The following is a 15,598-nucleotide window of genomic DNA, read 5'->3' on the forward strand; positions in this document are numbered from 1 at the left end:
TGCGATCCAGAAACATGCGCGCAAGCCGCACAGATATCTGGCCGTAAGGTTCTAATCGCGATGTGAGCGTTCTCCTTCATCGAATCGACACAGCGGATCGAAGAGCTTAGCGCCGACCCACTTGGCCACCGTGCGGTCCTTGAGCAGGGCGACGCGCCAGACGTCGCACAGGAAGCGCTGCCGCCAATTGCTCTCCACGCCCCGGCCCATCCCTTGAAGCACCAGCAGGTCGCTGTCCGCGGCGGCGGCATTGCACTCGTCGCTGATCCGGCTCAGGTCGATCAACGGGCTGTTGCTGCCGTTGGCGACGGTTGCGATGATTCCGCTGGTCCGCAAATCCGCCAACACCGGATCCTGTTGTGACAGACGGTCGAGCAGGGGATTCAGTTCATCGAAGGTGATATCGTTGAGAGCGGGCTGTGAGTTGGCCGCCAGGACGACGCGCGTTCCCGCCCGGGCCATTTCGCGTACCAGGGGCATGACTCCCAGCACAATGTCGGTTCCCGCGTTGTCCACGAAGAACAGGGCCTGCTTCCAGCGCCGGGGCGACATGATCCGGTCGCGGACGGCGTCGGCATGATCGATAAACCACGGCCGGGGGCGGATCTCGGTGAGAATCGTTGCGAAATCCAGTTTTCCGCTGTTGTAGAGATCGATCGTGTCGGGGGCGCCCAGGTCGAACATGTTTCCGGCAAACAGCATGCGGAAGAGCAATTCCCAGCGTTGCGGCAATAGGCTTTCGTCGACATCCCGAACGGCCTTCGGGTATATGCGGGCGGCCATGTTGTTCTCGCGAGTCTTGACGCCGAGATAGGGGTCGGGCCAGCCGTATTTGTTCAGCATCCGCTGCCGGAAATCGCACAAGTCGATGGTTGACTGAAGGCCGGTCCGCTCCGACTCAGCCCGGATGTGCCGCATGCCCTCGGCGTATTCGGCCTCAAACAGCGGCCATCGTTCTGCAAAACCGTCGCCCGCGAGGCCGTCCTCTATGAGCCGCTTTTTGATGTTGGCGGTGAAGCTCTCGAAGAGGCCCAGCCAGTAGTGGCGATCCTGGTCGTCCTGAACGCCGTCCCAGTCAAACGCCTTGTACGTCTTGGGGTCAGCCAGATGACAGAGAACGGCCATGGTCTGCTCGCGTTGGATTAGTCCCGCTTGGCTCCGGTCCTCACATCCGTTGGCGGGGCGATTTCGTCGGGAATGGGGATCGGGCGCCCGGTGCGATCCACGCAGGCCAACGTTGTGGTCGCCTCACAGAGGATGACGCCGTCGCGAAGGAGCCGGTATTCATGGTCGATCCGGGCCCGCGTTTGACGGAGGATGCGGACTTCGAGCTTGAGCAGATCGTCGTAACGGGCCGGTCTTTTGAAGGTGCAGGCCGTCTTGGCGACCACGAACAGCACGCCCTTTTCTTCCAGATCGCGGTAACGAAACCCGGCGGCGCGGAGCAATTCGGTCCGGCCCATCTCGAAATACTCGAAGTACTTCGAGTGGTGCAGGTAGCCCATCGGGTCGCACTCGGCATAACGGACCCGGATTTCAAGCTCGATTGACGACACCGGTTGACTCATTCGGTCTTTCCTTGCTCTGGCGAGCGAATCATGGTACTCGTGATGGCGTGCGAATCAACAGGAGCAAGTCCATTGTCCGAGCCTACATCCATTGCGGTGCCGCCTGTGGAGGATGAAGGCCTGCGCTGCATCAAGTGCGGGTACAACCTCACCGGCTTGCCCGGTTCGATCTGCCCGGAGTGCGGCGTGACCGTCGATTGGGAGGCCGTTCGCCGCAAACGTGACGAGCTGCGCGAGCGCATCGGCACGCCCTGGGAGCGATGGCGCTGGCGACTCAAACCTGTGGCTTTCGTGGTCACGTGTCTGCAAGTGGCGTTCCTGCCGTGGCGATTCGCCCGGCAAGTGCGCGACCGGCCGTCCCTTCTATCGGCGGGGGCGTTTCTGTTGGTGTGTATGGGTCTGCCGATTCTCTGGTTTGGGGGCGGTATTCTCTGGACTGGTCCCGGCGATCGTGACACCCTTGCCTGGTGGATGTGCGGCGTGATCTGCCAGGTTGTCTTTCAGACCGTCGTGTTCGGTCTTCTGCTGCCGGTGGACGGCATACGTGGATCGCTGAGATTCTGGTTTGCGGTCACCGCCTATACCAGTTATCCCCTTCTCCCTGAAATCTGGACCGGGGCTCCATACATCGTCGATAATGAGAGCAACCTGTACCCGTTCAATCTCCTTTTGCGCAAGAGCGGCTCGGGTTGCCTTTGGACCAGCCTGCTGTTCTATCTCTGGTGGATCGGGCTGGTGGTTGTGGCCCTTATTCGCCTGCCTCGCCGACGATGGTGGCGAATTGCGATCATGATTGTGGCAATCCCGCTGATGACATACGGATCGACGTACTTCGGATGCCAGATGGCCCAGGGGCTTGACGCGGCGGGCAAGGCACTGGGGGTGCGATGAAGCGAAGGATGAAATAGAGGGGATGAAGGATGAATCAGGGGAGGCACAGGAAGATCGGCGAGTTGCCTGCGACGTTCAGCCGTTTCATCCTTCCGCCTTTATCCCTCATCCTTCTGATCTTACTCCCACTCAATCGTGCTCGGCGGTTTGCTGGAGACGTCGTAGACCACACGGTTGATGCCGCGGACCTCGTTGATGATCCGGGAAGAGACGCGTTCGAGGACTTCGTAATCGATCCGCACCCAGTCGGCGGTCATGAAGTCGGTGGTTTCGACGAATCGTATCACGGCGACCTGCTGGCCTTCATAGCTGCGGTCGTCGCCCATGACGCCCACCGAACTGACCGGCAGAAGGACGGCGAAGGCCTGGCCGATGCTTTTGTACCAGCCGGCTGAGCGGATCTCGTCGATGACAATCTCGTCCACCTCTTGAAGCAGCTTGACGCGCTGGGGTGTCACCTCTCCGACGATTCGCACCGCCAGGCCGGGCCCTGGGAAGGGATGTCGCCAGATGATCTCCTCGGGCAGTCCGAGATGGACCCCGGCCGTGCGGACCTCGTCTTTGAACAGGTCTCGCAGCGGTTCAATCAGCTCGAAGCCCAACTCGGCCGGCAGGCCTCCGACATTGTGGTGCAACTTAATGTTCGCGGAGGTCCCCGAAATGCCGTGTCCCGATTCGATCACGTCGGGGTAAAGCGTACCTTGGGCCAGGTACTTGGCGTTGGGGATTGAGGCCGCCTCGGCCTTGAAAACCTCGATGAATTCGTGACCGATGCGCTTGCGCTTTTCCTGCGGATCGGTCACCCCTGCCAGACGGGCGAAGAAACGATCGGCCGCCCGCACCACGCGCAGATCGATCTGGAAGTGGTCACGAAAGGTTGCCTCAACCAGTTCAACCTCGTTCTTGCGCAACAGGCCGTTGTCCACGAAGATGCAGACGAGGCGATCGCCGATGGCCTTGTGCAGCAAAGCCGATACCACGCTGCTGTCCACGCCGCCGGAGAGTCCGCAGATGACGCGTTCGTCGGGCTTGACCTTTGCGCGGACGGCCTCGACCGCCTCATCGATGAAGTTGCCCATCTCCCATTGACCCTTGCAGCCGCAGATCTCGTAGAGGAAGTTGCGGAGAATCTGCCCGCCGCAGGGTGTGTGAGTGACCTCTGGGTGAAACTGGACGCCGTAGACGGGCTGGGTCTTATGCCGAACGGCCGCGATGGGGCAGTTGGGCGTCCGGGCCAGCGGGACAAAGTCGGCAGGCAGGTCCTGGACCATATCGCCGTGGCTCATCCACACCGTTGTGGGCGACTGAACGTGGGCGAGCAGATCATGAGAGTCGATAACCTCCAGCCGCGTCCGGCCGTACTCTCGTGCCGGCGCTGCGTTGACCTTGGCCCCCAGGCTCTGGCAACTGATCTGCATCCCGTAACAGACTCCCAGAACAGGTATGCCGGTCCGAAGCAGCGCCGGGTCGCACCCAGGCGCACCGGGCGCATAAACACTGGCCGGTCCGCCGGAGAAGATCATGCCCGCGACGTTCATCTCGCGGACTTGCGCGGGGCTGATCGTCGGCGGGCAGATCGTGCTGTAGACACGATTCTCGCGGACCCTTCGTGCGATGAGCTGGGCGTACTGGCTCCCGAAATCGAGTACGGCAACCGTTTCCTTCATGGTGGCGGATTATATCGAAGGCGCGGCCGGCGGGCGAGACTCCTGAACGGTGGAATCAGGGCCCGGTGGTCCCTGCTTTGCAGTGTCCTTGATCTTGAGTACCACAAGCGTGACGTCGTCGATTCGGTCGGCCAGGCCGCGAAACCGACGGATGTCCCAAAGTATGTTCTGAGCAATCAGTTGAGCGGGCTGGTCGGCGTAGCGAATGAGAGATTCGCCGAGCCGGGGACGACCATACTGTTCGTCGGAGAAATTCAGCGCCTCGGCCGCCCCGTCGGTGTACAGAAGTACGACGTCGCCCGGCTGCAAGGAGACGAGCTCGCGCTCGAACCTGGCCGTTTCGTCTATTCCAAGGACCATCCCGCCGGTACCCAGGGGCTGGATCTGACCGTTGCGGAGCAGCATCGGCGGTTCGTGGCCGGCATTGCAGTAGGTCAATCGTCGGCCGTCGGGTGACAGCACGCCGTAAAACAGCGTCGTGAACTCGCCGATCTTCGTTTCCGCGCACACGTGTTTGTTGAGCATCGCCATGATGTGATCGATGTCATAGGTGAACTTCGCGTAGACCCGGAGGGCCGACCGCAGCGACGCCATGACCAGCGAGGCCGGCACGCCCTTGCCCGATACATCGGAAATGGCAATACCCAGGTTGCCGTTGGGTAGCGGGATGAAATCGTAAAAGTCGCCGCCGACATTGTAGGTGGGGCGGTAGACGGCGCCGATCTCAACCTGTCGGCAGACCGGCGGCTGACTCGGAATCATCCGCCGCTGCACCTCGCCAGCGTAGGTGATCTGCCGCGAATAGCGTTCGGCTTCAAGGGTCTCGGCCATCAGCCGGACATTGACAATCGCCGCTGCCGCCTGGGATGCCACGGCTTGGAGCAGGGCGGCTTCGAACGGCGTGAACACATGCGGTTCCCCGGTGTAAACGCGAAGCACCCCGACAGTCTTGCCGCGGTAGATCAACCCTACGACCAAGCCGCTGACGATGCCCTCGCGGCGAGCTTCTTGAGGATAACGCGTCCGCGGATCGGTGGGAGCGTCGGCGATGTAGACCACCTCGCCGCGCATTGCCGCCCGGTCGATGGGATTCTCTTCGACGGTGACCGCGCCCTTGTTGAGGTACTCTTCCGAAAGGTTATGAACTGCGCGGATGACCAGATTGCCGCTGGTCTCGTCCAGCAGACGGATGCTGCAGGCCTTGACGCGCATCACCTCGCACACCGTTCGGGCCGTCCGGTTGAGAACTTCCTGCAGGTCCATCGTGCCTGAGAGAAGGCTCGCGATGTTGTACACCGCGGTAAGCTCTTCGATTCGCCTGCTGAGGCTCATCTCGTGGAGGCACAGTTCCGCCAGCAACTCGGCAAACAGGCCGGCCATGTTGCGGGCGGCGGATGCTTCCGCAGGGCTCCAGGGCTTGAGCGACGCGGCCGCCTGTCGCAGCTCTCCGGCAGGCAAGCCGGCCGCGGACTCGATCCGCGAGATGGCCTCTTGCGATAGGGGGGTTCGAGAACGGTCGCCGAGTGTCAGCATTCCCGCGCACTGGCTGCTGCGGCAGATCGGAATGCCGAATCTCTCCAGAGGAGCGGCAGTCAAAGCGTTCGTACCCGAGGGGGGCTCGCCTGGCGGCGATTTTCCGGCAGCACGGTTTGCAGTATCGCGGTGCGTCGAGATGACGAGTTCCCGACCCTGAGGTGTGCTCAACACGCGACGGATAAGGTCGTTACCGGCTACCGGGCCGGCGGCCACCTGCCCATCATTGTCAAAAAGTACGACCGATGCTGAAGTTGCATCTGCCAGAACATCCAGGGCATGGCGCAACGAGTTGTCGGACAGGGTATCCCTGAGGTGTTTGATGCAGAACTGTGGCCCCTTCATTCAACACTTCCCCAGGCGGGTTGCGGCGACTCGCCAATGAGCATTATAGGCGGTTGTTGGGAATGGGGCAAAAGCCGCATGCCGACGCAGCGGATGTCTACGGGACTTCCAGGCTCACATCGCCGTGAACCGGTACCTGAAGGCGGCCCGCCTTTTTGCGGGCCGCAACCCAAGCGCACTGTGATCCAAAATGATGCGCGCAAGCTGCGCGGATGTTTAGCCGTAAGGTTCTCCTGGCGGTCATCGACTCCTCAGATGACCGAACCTGACTGAACGGGGCCTCCCGACGGGGCGCTGGCAGGGGGATCGTCGCTCGTCGCCTTCTTTTTTTGTGCGGTATGTGCATATCGGCCGCGCACGATCTGACAACCCCAAATACGCACAACGGCGGATGCGCTGGGATTCTTGACCCTGGCGACATCCGCCGTTGGCGTCTTTATTTGGCCCAGGCTTCGTCGGCCTGCACGGTCCTGGTGCCGGACCCTATCGGGGTCCTTCTCTGAAAACTCGGCGCCTCGCTCTTGAGGCATCGCCGCAGTTGTTTCTGCGAGTCTTGTTGTTGGGCTCCTGTCCGTTCTTACGTCCGAACCTCCTGTTTGACCCAGCACCTTGGCCGCGGCCTGCATATGCTGTTGATCTTCGCGGCTCGCCGCGACCCCCCTTTCCCCCGGCCGGCGCACCTACGGAGGTGCTCGTTCTCCTTCGCCAGAGAAATCATGAAGCCGCAATCGCAACGGGGATAAGTTCATCCCCGATCTTGCGGATACCTTCCAATAGAAAGACCCCTTCCCCTGCTCGCGCACCTTGTCGCGGTCACGGGACTTTTCCTCAACAGGGTCCAGCGTACCGACCTGGGATTCGCCGATGATCTCCGGAATACCGGGCATCGCTCGCACCTCCCATTCAGCCGCGTATCCGCGGGCATCATGCCCGCGCTGGGATGTCTTCAATCGCCTCGTGGCCCCCAGGCCATCTACGGCAACGTGACGCTTGATATGGCCTTTCGCTGAAATCAGTATAAACCAAAACGGGCCGAATGGCAAGGCTTTTTTCGCGAATCTCTCAGGCCCGCGGGGACACACGGCCGCGGTTGCGGGCCCCGATCCCGTGTGGCATAATCCGCTCCACCCCGCCCGGTGAGGCCCGGGCCGCGGATGAGGCCAAAGGTGTTCTTCCTGTTTGATTGAAAGGAGATCCCATGTCGCGACGGTGCACATTGTGGGTTTGCTCAATGTTGATCCCGATGGCGTTTGTCCTCGGTTGCCAGGGGCAGGGAGCCTTTTCATCCGGCGGGGTAAATGCCGCCGACATCGATCCGACACTACCGGTTGTTCCAAATGGCGCAGTCGGTCGCGCAATCACGTGGGAGAATCGCGCCGGTGCCGTTGGTGCCGGCGGCGTGAGCGAAAGCAAGCTTGGCAAGGGTCGCAAGGGCTCTCCATGCATCCCGGAGGTTAAGAACGGCGAGACGGTCGCGCTGATGGACATTGACGGCTGCGGCGTCATCAGGCACATCTGGATCACGATTCCGGACCGCTCGCCCGAGGCGATGCGAAACATGATCCTGCGGATGTACTGGGACGGGAGCGAGATGCCCAGCGTCGAGGTGCCGCTCGGCGATTTCTTCGGAGTGGCCCATGGGCAGTGCCGGGTGCTGACGACCGCCTATGTTACTCAGGTCCTGGGCCGGGGGTTCAACAGCTACTTCGCGATGCCGTTCGGCACCCATGCGAGGATCACGGTGACCAATGACATGCCCGATGGAAAGAAGATGGGGGCGTTCTTCTATCAAATCGACTATGAGTTGCGCGACAAGTTGCCGCCGAACACCGGTCGTTTCCATGCCCAGTTCCGCCGCGAAAACCCGACGGTGATGAAGCGGGACTACGTGATTCTCGACAATGTCGAGGGGCCGGGCTTTTTCCTCGGCTGCGTCATCGGCGTCAGGGCCCTCGGGCCGCACTGGTGGGGCGAGGGTGAGATGAAGTTCTACATGGACGGCGACACCGACTTCCCGACCATCTGCGGCACGGGTACGGAGGACTATTTCGAGGCCGCCTGGGGCATGGGGGAGTATCAGACGCCGTATGCGGGTTGCCCGATGCATCTGACCAACGACTTCTTCAGGCACCCGCTGGTCAGCCTGTACCGCTTTCATGAGAAGGACCCGGTCTATTTCCGAAAAAGCTTCAAGGCCGTGATTCAGCAGATCGGCTGGAACCAGGGGCTCTTCGAGCGAAGCGATGACTGGTGCAGCGTCGCCTACTGGTACCAGCTCAAGCCGGTCAAGCAGATGCCGCCGTTGCCGGATCGCGCGGCTCGGACCGCCGATATCATCGAACCTCCCAAACCCAAGGAGGACAAGCCCAAGGCCGATGGCGGCGGGTTTGTGCCGCTGTTCGACGGCAAGACGCTGAACGGGTGGACCATCTACACGCACGAAGGCAAGAAGGTCGAACCCAAGGACAGCTCGTGGAGCGTTCCCGAGGATGGTGTTCTGCACACCACCGGTGACGAGAGCAAGGACTATTGGATCTCGACGGACGAGAAGTACGGCGACTGCGTGCTGAGGATGGACTTCAAGGTCAGCCAGGGGGCCAACAGCGGCATCTTCCTCAAGGTGCCCGGCCACGATCGCCCGGCGTACACGGGCTTTGAGGTTCAGATCATTGACGACGTCGGCAGGCCGGCCGACAAGCACAGCACCGGCTCCATCTACGATCTCTTTGCCCCAGTCGCGAACGTCTCGCGGCCGCTGGGCCAGTGGAACAGCATCGAGATTACCTGCAAAGGCTCCCTCGTGACCGTGGTCATGAACGGCCTCAAGATCATTGACTGCGACTTCAGCCTGATGACCGAGCCGATGGGCAAGTTCGATTTCCCCTATGCCAAGATGCCCGCGATCGGTTACATCGGCATGCAGACCCACGGCAATGCGGTATCGTTCAGGAACATCAGGATCAAGAAGCTGAACTGATCCGAGAGGGCGGCAAGTGTCGAGCCGAAAGGGCGGGCGTCGCCGATTCCGGCCGGCGGAACCCGCCTATTCACCTGGAACACGTTGCTGCATCGACGTGCGCGGCCGCCGGGTGTAGAATCTCACTCAGAGTGGGTTTGCCCGGCCTAGCCGAAAGAGCAGACGGTCGCCGATATCTCAATTGTTCGTGGAGACGCCCCATGATTCGCCGGATTGAGGCTCTCAACTACCGCTGCCTGAAATACATTTCTCAGGAACTGGACGACTTCCATGTTCTCGTCGGCCCGAACGCGTCCGGGAAGACCACGTTTCTGGATGTAGTGGCTTTTTTGGGTGACTTGGTTTCCGGTGGACTGGAACAGGCAATGGGCGGCCGTACTCAGAATTTCCAAGATCTGGTCTGGCGGCGATCAGGCGACCGCATCGAATTGGCTGTCGAGCTGGAGATTCCGCCGGAACGGCGGGGCGAGGCAGACCGGGCTGGCCACGACCGGGTTCGCTACGAGGTGGCGATTGGCCCCGACCGCGAGACGGGAGCTCTCGCGATCCTGGCCGAGAAGGTACTCTTGAAGCAGACCCCGCATCGCCAGTCCGTGCAGCGGTTCCTGTTCCCGGTCGAACCGGAAACGCCCGAGAGCCTTATTACGGGAAAGATCGCCCGCAGCGTCAAGACCGTGGTGAACAAAGTCCCGGGAGGGAATGACAACTTCTACGCTGAGACGAACAAGGGCTGGGATCACGCTTTCAAGCTGGGGCCGCGCAAGTCAGCCCTGGGCAACCTCCCCGACGACGAGAGCAAGTTTCCTGTGGCAAGCTGGCTCAAGGGAGTCTTGAAAGAGGGCATTCAGAGGCTTGTTCTGAATAGCGCCGTCATGAGAAAGCCGAGTCCGCCCAGCCTGCCTAGCTCTTTTCTGCCGGACGGGGCCAATCTGCCGTGGGTTATCGAAGGGTTGCGTCAGCAGAAAGCCGATCGGCATCACGAATGGGTTGTCCATCTACAGACTGCTCTGCCGGATCTCACTGATGTCAAGACAATCGTAAGAGAAGAAGACCGACACCGGTACTTGGTGGCCTGTTATCGAGATGGTTTGGAGGTGCCTTCCTGGATGGTGTCTGACGGCACGTTGCGTCTGATGGCGCTCACACTGCTTGCCTATCTGCCCAGACTCCGGGGCGTTTATTTGATCGAGGAGCCCGAAAACGGCATCCACCCGCGCGCGGTCGAGGCTGTCTTTCAGTCTCTTTCCGGTGTCTACGATGCACAAGTGCTGCTGGCGACGCACTCTCCGGTGATTCTCAGCATTGCCGATTCGTCCGAGGTATTGTGCTTCTCGAAAACGGAAAGCGGAGCAACCGATGTGGTTCGGGGAACGGAACATCCCAAACTGCGAGACTGGCGGGGTGAGACCAATCTGGGTGTGCTCTTCGCCGGAGGAGTGCTTGGTTGAATACCTGGAGCTCTGATTTGGTCGTTCTGGTGGCCGATGCGAGCATCGAGTCAGCCGTGAGAGGACTCCTAGAACGGAACCAGGCACTCCCTATTCGACCAGTGAAGGCGGACGTTCACACCCACATCGAGCGAGATCCTGGGTGTTTGCTGCACAGCCACGACTTCCTCCGTCCACTCGCCTCGCGGTATGCCCATGCGCTTGTCCTCTTTGACCGGGAGGGGTGCGGCCAGGAAACCAAGTCACGAGAGATCTTGGAGCAGGCGGTGGAGGCGCGTTTGGCTGGGACCGGATGGTCGAATCGCGCGGGGGCGGTGGTTATTGACCCTGAATTGGAGGTTTGGGTCTGGAGCGACTCTCCTCATGTTGAAGATGTGCTGGATTGGCGAGGTCAGGCACTGCCGTTGCGGTCATGGCTCGCCGACCAGGGCCTGTTGCAGGAAGGCCGGCTCAAGCCCGCACACCCCAAGAGAGCCTTGGAGCGGGCTCTGCGGCTGGTTGGCAAGCCGCCCTCGTCAGGAATTTACGGAGATCTGGCACGGCGAGTTGGTCTTGACAGATGCACAGACCCGGCGTTTCTGAAGCTGCGCCGCTTGCTCACGAGCTGGTTTCCGCCATCCGGTTCGGCCTGAGCATCAGCCTTCGCGTTGCATCGACTTACCCCCATCGCGATGATAGAATTGCCGTATTCGGTTTGTGCCGGTCGGCCGATGGTGAGCCGCGGTCACAAAGGGTTATTGTGATTGAGCCGTTGAGGCACTGCTCACAGAGCAGTGACACACTTGCTCGGCCCGGAATCCGCTCTCGCTCGGCCCGGAATCCTTTCCGGGCCGCGGCGGCTGGCGGAATCCATTCCGCATTCGGCGAGAATGAGGAGGCGAATCCTCCATGCGGAGGGCCCCAGAAAGGATTCTGGGACCAGCGGAAATGGATTCTGGGACCAGCGGAAATGGATTCTGGGGCCAGCGGAAACGGATTCTGGGACCAGCGAGCACTGCTCACAGAGCAGTGGCACACCAGTACGTTCAACAGCGGCGGTGAATCGGTGTTTGTAGGTTGGTGTTTGAATGTCCACGCTTGATCAGTTACCCCCGACGTACGAACCACAGAGTGTCGAGCCGGAGATCCGCCGCATCTGGGCGGAGTCCGGGTGTTTTCATGCCGATCCGACCGCCAATGCGAACGAGCCCTACACCATCGTCATCCCGCCGCCGAACGTGACCGGGGCCCTGCATGGCGGGCACGCTCTCAACAACACACTGCAGGACATCCTCATCCGCTGGCGGCGGATGCAGGGGTACAACACGCTGTGGATGCCCGGCACGGATCATGCCGGTATTGCCACCCAGGCAGTGGTTGAGAAGCGCATCTTCGAGACTGAAAGAAAAACCCGGCACGACCTCGGCCGCGAGGAGATGGTCCGCCGCATCTGGGAATGGAAGGAGCAGTACGGCAACCGCATCATCGAGCAACTCAAGCTCATGGGTTGCTCGTGCGACTGGGATCGCACGCGTTTTACTCTGGACGAAGTCTGCGCTCGGGCCGTCCGCCATACCTTCTTCAAGCTGTTTAAGGACGGCCTGATCGTCCGCGGCAAGCGCCTGGTCAACTGGGACACGCACCTCCAGACGGCCGTGGCCGACGACGAGGTGTACCACGAGACGATCCAGGGCCATTTCTGGCACTTCAAGTACCCGGTGAAGGACCCGCGTCCGGGCGAACCGACGCACGTCCACATCGCCACCACCCGACCCGAGACCATGCTGGGCGACACTGCCGTGGCCGTGCATCCCGAGCCGGACAAGGCCCTCGACAAGACCGAGGCCGAGCTGCGCGAGAAGCTGGCCGAGGTGCCCGACAAGGAGAAGCGGGGCGTCCAGGCGGCGATCGACGAGATTGTCGAACGCCGCAAGACGGTCCTGCCGTTGCTGCTCAAGCTTCGGGACATGGCCCGCGACGGTCGCAGACTCATCCTGCCGCTGGTCAATCGCGAGATCCCGCTGATCTGCGACGTATGGGCCAAGCCCGAGCTGGGCAGCGGCTGCGTGAAGATCACCCCGGCCCACGATGCCAACGACTACGAAGTCGGCCGGCGGCAGGGCTTGCCGATGATCAATGTCATGACGCCCGACGGCAGGGTCGCCCGGATCATCGAGCCCGACGGGGCGGTCAACCCGAATTCCCGCAAATACGAAGGCCTGCGTTTCGCCACTGACGCCCGCAAGAAGGTCGTCGCCGACCTGGAAGGCCTCGGCCTGGTCGAGAAGATCGAGGATCGGATTGTCGAGATAGGTCACAGCGACCGTAGCAAGACGCCGATTGAGCCATTCCTCTCTGACCAGTGGTTCGTACGCATGGGCGATCTGCCTGCTGAAGAGGCCGCCAAGATCGAAGGCCTCCGCGGCAGCAGCGGCCTGGCCCAACTGGCGATGGATGCCGTCTGCGAGAAACAACACGCGAGCGCTGCCGAGCGCAAAGCCTGCGGCAAGGTCCACTTCTTTCCCGAGCGGTACGCGAAGACCTACCTCGACTGGCTGAGCGAAAAACGCGACTGGTGCATCAGCCGGCAGCTCTGGTGGGGGCATCGGATACCGGTCTATCGCGGGCTGCAGATAGCAGATCATGAAGAGGCTAAGCGGCGTGATGCCAAGGCACAGGAGTGGTTGAAGGCCGGACGCATGGCGCAGGCATTTGGACCCGTGCATTCGACAAGTGCGCCTCCGCCTCCCGGAAGTCCGTGGTACTTTGTGGGTCCGGCCGCGCTGTCTCGCGAGATCTACGTCTGTGTGAAAGACGCTGACGACGATGAAATCGTCGCTGAGTTGCAGCGATGGGGCTTCGTCCAAGATCCCGACGTCCTTGACACCTGGTTCAGCAGCGCCCTGTGGCCGCATTCGACACTCGGCTGGCCGGCGCCGAATCCGCTTCTTCCCGAGGCGGACAAGCTGCTTGAGCGGTACTACCCGGGCTCGGTGCTCAGCACCGCTCGCGAGATCATCACCCTATGGGTCGCGCGGATGGTGCTCACCGGCCGGTACAACATCGGCAAGGTGCCGTTCCACGACGTCTACATTCACGCGGTGATCCAGGACGGCCAGGGCCGGCCGTTCAAGAAGACTCTGGGCAACGGATTCGACCCGGTGGACATCATCGAGGTCTATGGAGCTGATGCCCTGCGTTTCACCATGGCCAACTTGAGCACCGAGACGCAGGACATCCGGATGCCGATGAAGAAGGTCAAGCTCGACAACGGCCGGGAGGTCCAGTCCTCCGAACGCTTCGAGCTCGGCCGCAACTTCTGCAACAAGATCTGGAACGCCGCGAGGTTCGCGTTCATGAACCTCGGAACCCCCCCCAGCCCCCCCTCAACTGAAGGGGGGAGTGCGGAAAGGGCCTCAACTGAGGGGGGGGGTGCGGAAAGGCCCTCAACTGAGGGGGGGGGTGCGGAAAGGCCCTCAACTGAGGGGGGGAGTCAGGCAGTGGCTTCGAATGAGCGGGGCGGCGGTCAGGACGCTGGCCCGCAATCTCCCCCCCTTAACAAGGGGGGGCAGGGGGGGGTAGCTCCGTTAGATGTCGCCACCCTCCCCATCGAAGACCGCTGGATTCTCTCGCAGGTGAGCAAGGCGGCGGTCGACGTGCAGGATGCTCTGGAGAAGTTCCAATTCAGCCGGGCGTCGACGCTGGCCCGCGACTTCTTCTGGGACTGCCTTTGCGACTGGTACCTCGAACTGGTGAAGCCGCGGGTGCGCGAAAACCGCCGAGCAGACGAGGCCCGGCAGGTGCTGGCTTTTGCCCTTGATCAGTCCATCCGCCTGCTGCACCCGTTCATCCCATTCATCACTGAGCGGCTGTGGCGGCAGCTCAACGAGATCGTGCCCAGGCGCGGCCTGCCCGGTGTGGCCGAGTTAGATACCCCGGAACTGCTGGCGACCGCTTCCTATCCCCCGGCCGACGGCTGGAAGGACCTTTCCGCCCCTGATGCCGATGCGGTATTCGACGACTTGCGCAACGCCACCCGGGCGATCCGCGAAATCCGCCAGAATCAGAATGTTGCCCTCAAGGATACCGTCGACGTGGTCATTCGCGTGCCCGCTCAGCGTGTGGAGTCGCTGCGTCACGAGGCCCAGGTGATCAAGCAGATGGCCAAGGTGGGCGAATTGACCATCGGAGCCGACGCCGAGCGCCCGCCGAACGCCGCCACCCTGGTCATCGGCGACATGCAGATCTTCGTCGCCAACGTCATCGACCCGGCGGCCGAGCGCAAACGCCTGGAAAAGGACTTGGCCGGCCTCGATAAGCAGATCGCCGGCATCGAAGGCAAGCTCAACAACGCCGGCTTCGTGGAGCGGGCCCCGGCCGAGGTGGTGCAACGCGAACGCGAACGCTTGGCGGAGTTGCAGGCCAAACGCACTACGGTGCAGACGACGATGAACCAGTTGGGAGGCGTGTGAAAAGGGTCGGGCCCGGTCGGAGCCGCCGAAAGCGGCGAAGACCTGCTGTTTCTGTCGTCCGCTGGTCTCAAGATTTCTTCCGGGGCCTTCGGGGGGAGGGACTGCCATCGTCATGGATGCCGAATGCGGAGAGGATTCGGGGCCGAGCGGAGGGCCGAATGACGAATGTCGAAATCCGAATGACCAATGCCCAGATACCCATCACTCATCGATGGCCCGCGTTGGCCGAGGGGCTGCGGCGTGGCGAGCCGGAATATCGACTCTGCGAGGTTGCTTCGCTGTGCAGCACCTGTGAGGAATGAAGGGCGAAGGCGGAAAGCGTGCCGGGGGGTGGCAGGGATAGGCTCCAGAATTCACCTGGAGGGGCATGCCCGGGCACGGCCGTGGGCATGGCGTCCGACAGATTCGGCGGTTTCAGGCGGTCGTTTTGAAAAGAGCCTCCTCAGCAGAATCTGTGGGTAAGTTCTGGCTCCGGTAGCTGTCCAAGTGTATGATAGATAGCGATTTCCGCCACTTTCAGCTCCCGATAGCCATAGGCTTTTCTGATGGTCAATTTGATTTTGTAGTTGAGCCCCTCCACGATTCCGCTGTTGAACTCCTTCTTGGCCTTGAACCAGTTGAGGATCAATTCGCGGTGACTGCGGATGCTCCGGGCCACGGACTTGGGATATTAGGGACAGTCACCTATTATTGACACCGGGTGTGATGGTTTGTAGTG

11 protein-coding genes and 2 pseudogenes are annotated in these 15,598 nt (G+C 61.5%); 7 read left to right on the forward strand and 6 right to left on the reverse strand.

Annotation, left to right across the window (positions count from 1 at the left end):
* Nucleotides 1-51: 51 nt before the first annotated feature.
* Complete coding sequence (locus PLL20_18240) at nucleotides 52-1,125, reverse strand: ARMT1-like domain-containing protein (protein HPD31937.1); 1,074 nt, start codon at nucleotides 1,123-1,125, stop codon at nucleotides 52-54.
* A 17-nt stretch (nucleotides 1,126-1,142) separates the two neighbouring features.
* A complete protein-coding gene (locus PLL20_18245; protein ID HPD31938.1) occupies nucleotides 1,143-1,568 on the reverse strand; it encodes a thioesterase family protein in 426 nt (141 codons plus the stop codon).
* Between the two features lie 72 nt (nucleotides 1,569-1,640).
* Here PLL20_18245 and PLL20_18250 point away from each other — a divergent pair, with 72 nt between their 5' ends.
* Entirely contained in the window at nucleotides 1,641-2,459 is an 819-nt protein-coding gene (locus tag PLL20_18250; GenBank protein HPD31939.1) for a hypothetical protein, read from the forward strand.
* A 119-nt stretch (nucleotides 2,460-2,578) separates the two neighbouring features.
* On the opposite strand, the gene guaA is transcribed toward PLL20_18250, so the two are convergent.
* Together guaA and PLL20_18260 are read right to left on the reverse strand one after the other, a co-directional pair.
* Nucleotides 2,579-4,126, reverse strand: a complete 1,548-nt coding sequence (gene guaA, locus PLL20_18255; protein HPD31940.1) for a glutamine-hydrolyzing GMP synthase — start codon at nucleotides 4,124-4,126, stop codon at nucleotides 2,579-2,581.
* Between the two features lie 9 nt (nucleotides 4,127-4,135).
* The gene (locus PLL20_18260) at nucleotides 4,136-6,004 is read right to left on the reverse strand and encodes a SpoIIE family protein phosphatase (GenBank protein ID HPD31941.1); all 1,869 of its coding nucleotides are present in this window, start codon (nucleotides 6,002-6,004) and stop codon (nucleotides 4,136-4,138) included.
* A 1,309-nt stretch (nucleotides 6,005-7,313) separates the two neighbouring features.
* Here PLL20_18260 and PLL20_18265 point away from each other — a divergent pair.
* From PLL20_18265 to PLL20_18275, 3 genes and pseudogenes are all read left to right on the forward strand, one after another.
* Nucleotides 7,314-8,288 (forward strand): annotated as a pseudogene (locus PLL20_18265) (DUF2961 domain-containing protein).
* Nucleotides 8,289-8,297: 9 nt separating this feature from the next.
* Nucleotides 8,298-8,981 carry a DUF1080 domain-containing protein gene (locus PLL20_18270; protein ID HPD31942.1) on the forward strand — a complete coding sequence of 228 codons (684 nt, stop codon included), beginning with the start codon at nucleotides 8,298-8,300 and terminating at the stop codon, nucleotides 8,979-8,981.
* 200 nt (nucleotides 8,982-9,181) lie between these two features.
* Nucleotides 9,182-10,429: an ATP-binding protein gene (locus tag PLL20_18275; protein HPD31943.1), complete on the forward strand. Its 1,248-nt coding sequence runs from the start codon at nucleotides 9,182-9,184 to the stop codon at nucleotides 10,427-10,429.
* Between the two features lie 68 nt (nucleotides 10,430-10,497).
* On the opposite strand, the gene PLL20_18280 is transcribed toward PLL20_18275, so the two are convergent.
* Nucleotides 10,498-10,626, reverse strand: coding sequence for a hypothetical protein (locus PLL20_18280; GenBank protein HPD31944.1), 129 nt, complete (start codon nucleotides 10,624-10,626; stop codon nucleotides 10,498-10,500).
* Between the two features lie 81 nt (nucleotides 10,627-10,707).
* On the opposite strand from PLL20_18280, the gene PLL20_18285 reads away from it, so the two are divergent.
* From PLL20_18285 to PLL20_18295, 3 genes are all read left to right on the forward strand, one after another.
* Nucleotides 10,708-11,061 (forward strand): hypothetical protein, encoded by a 354-nt coding sequence (locus PLL20_18285; protein HPD31945.1) that lies wholly within the window; start codon nucleotides 10,708-10,710, stop codon nucleotides 11,059-11,061.
* A gap of 435 nt (nucleotides 11,062-11,496) precedes the next feature.
* Complete coding sequence (locus PLL20_18290; protein ID HPD31946.1) at nucleotides 11,497-14,880, forward strand: valine--tRNA ligase; 3,384 nt, start codon at nucleotides 11,497-11,499, stop codon at nucleotides 14,878-14,880.
* A gap of 158 nt (nucleotides 14,881-15,038) precedes the next feature.
* Nucleotides 15,039-15,182 carry a hypothetical protein gene (locus PLL20_18295; protein ID HPD31947.1) on the forward strand — a complete coding sequence of 48 codons (144 nt, stop codon included), beginning with the start codon at nucleotides 15,039-15,041 and terminating at the stop codon, nucleotides 15,180-15,182.
* Between the two features lie 140 nt (nucleotides 15,183-15,322).
* Here the strand turns inward: PLL20_18295 and PLL20_18300 are convergent.
* Nucleotides 15,323-15,544: pseudogene (locus PLL20_18300) on the reverse strand (transposase).
* Nucleotides 15,545-15,598 lie beyond the last annotated feature (54 nt).

The sequence above is a fragment of the Phycisphaerae bacterium genome, from assembly GCA_035384605.1.
Classification (GTDB): domain Bacteria; phylum Planctomycetota; class Phycisphaerae; order UBA1845; family PWPN01; genus JAUCQB01.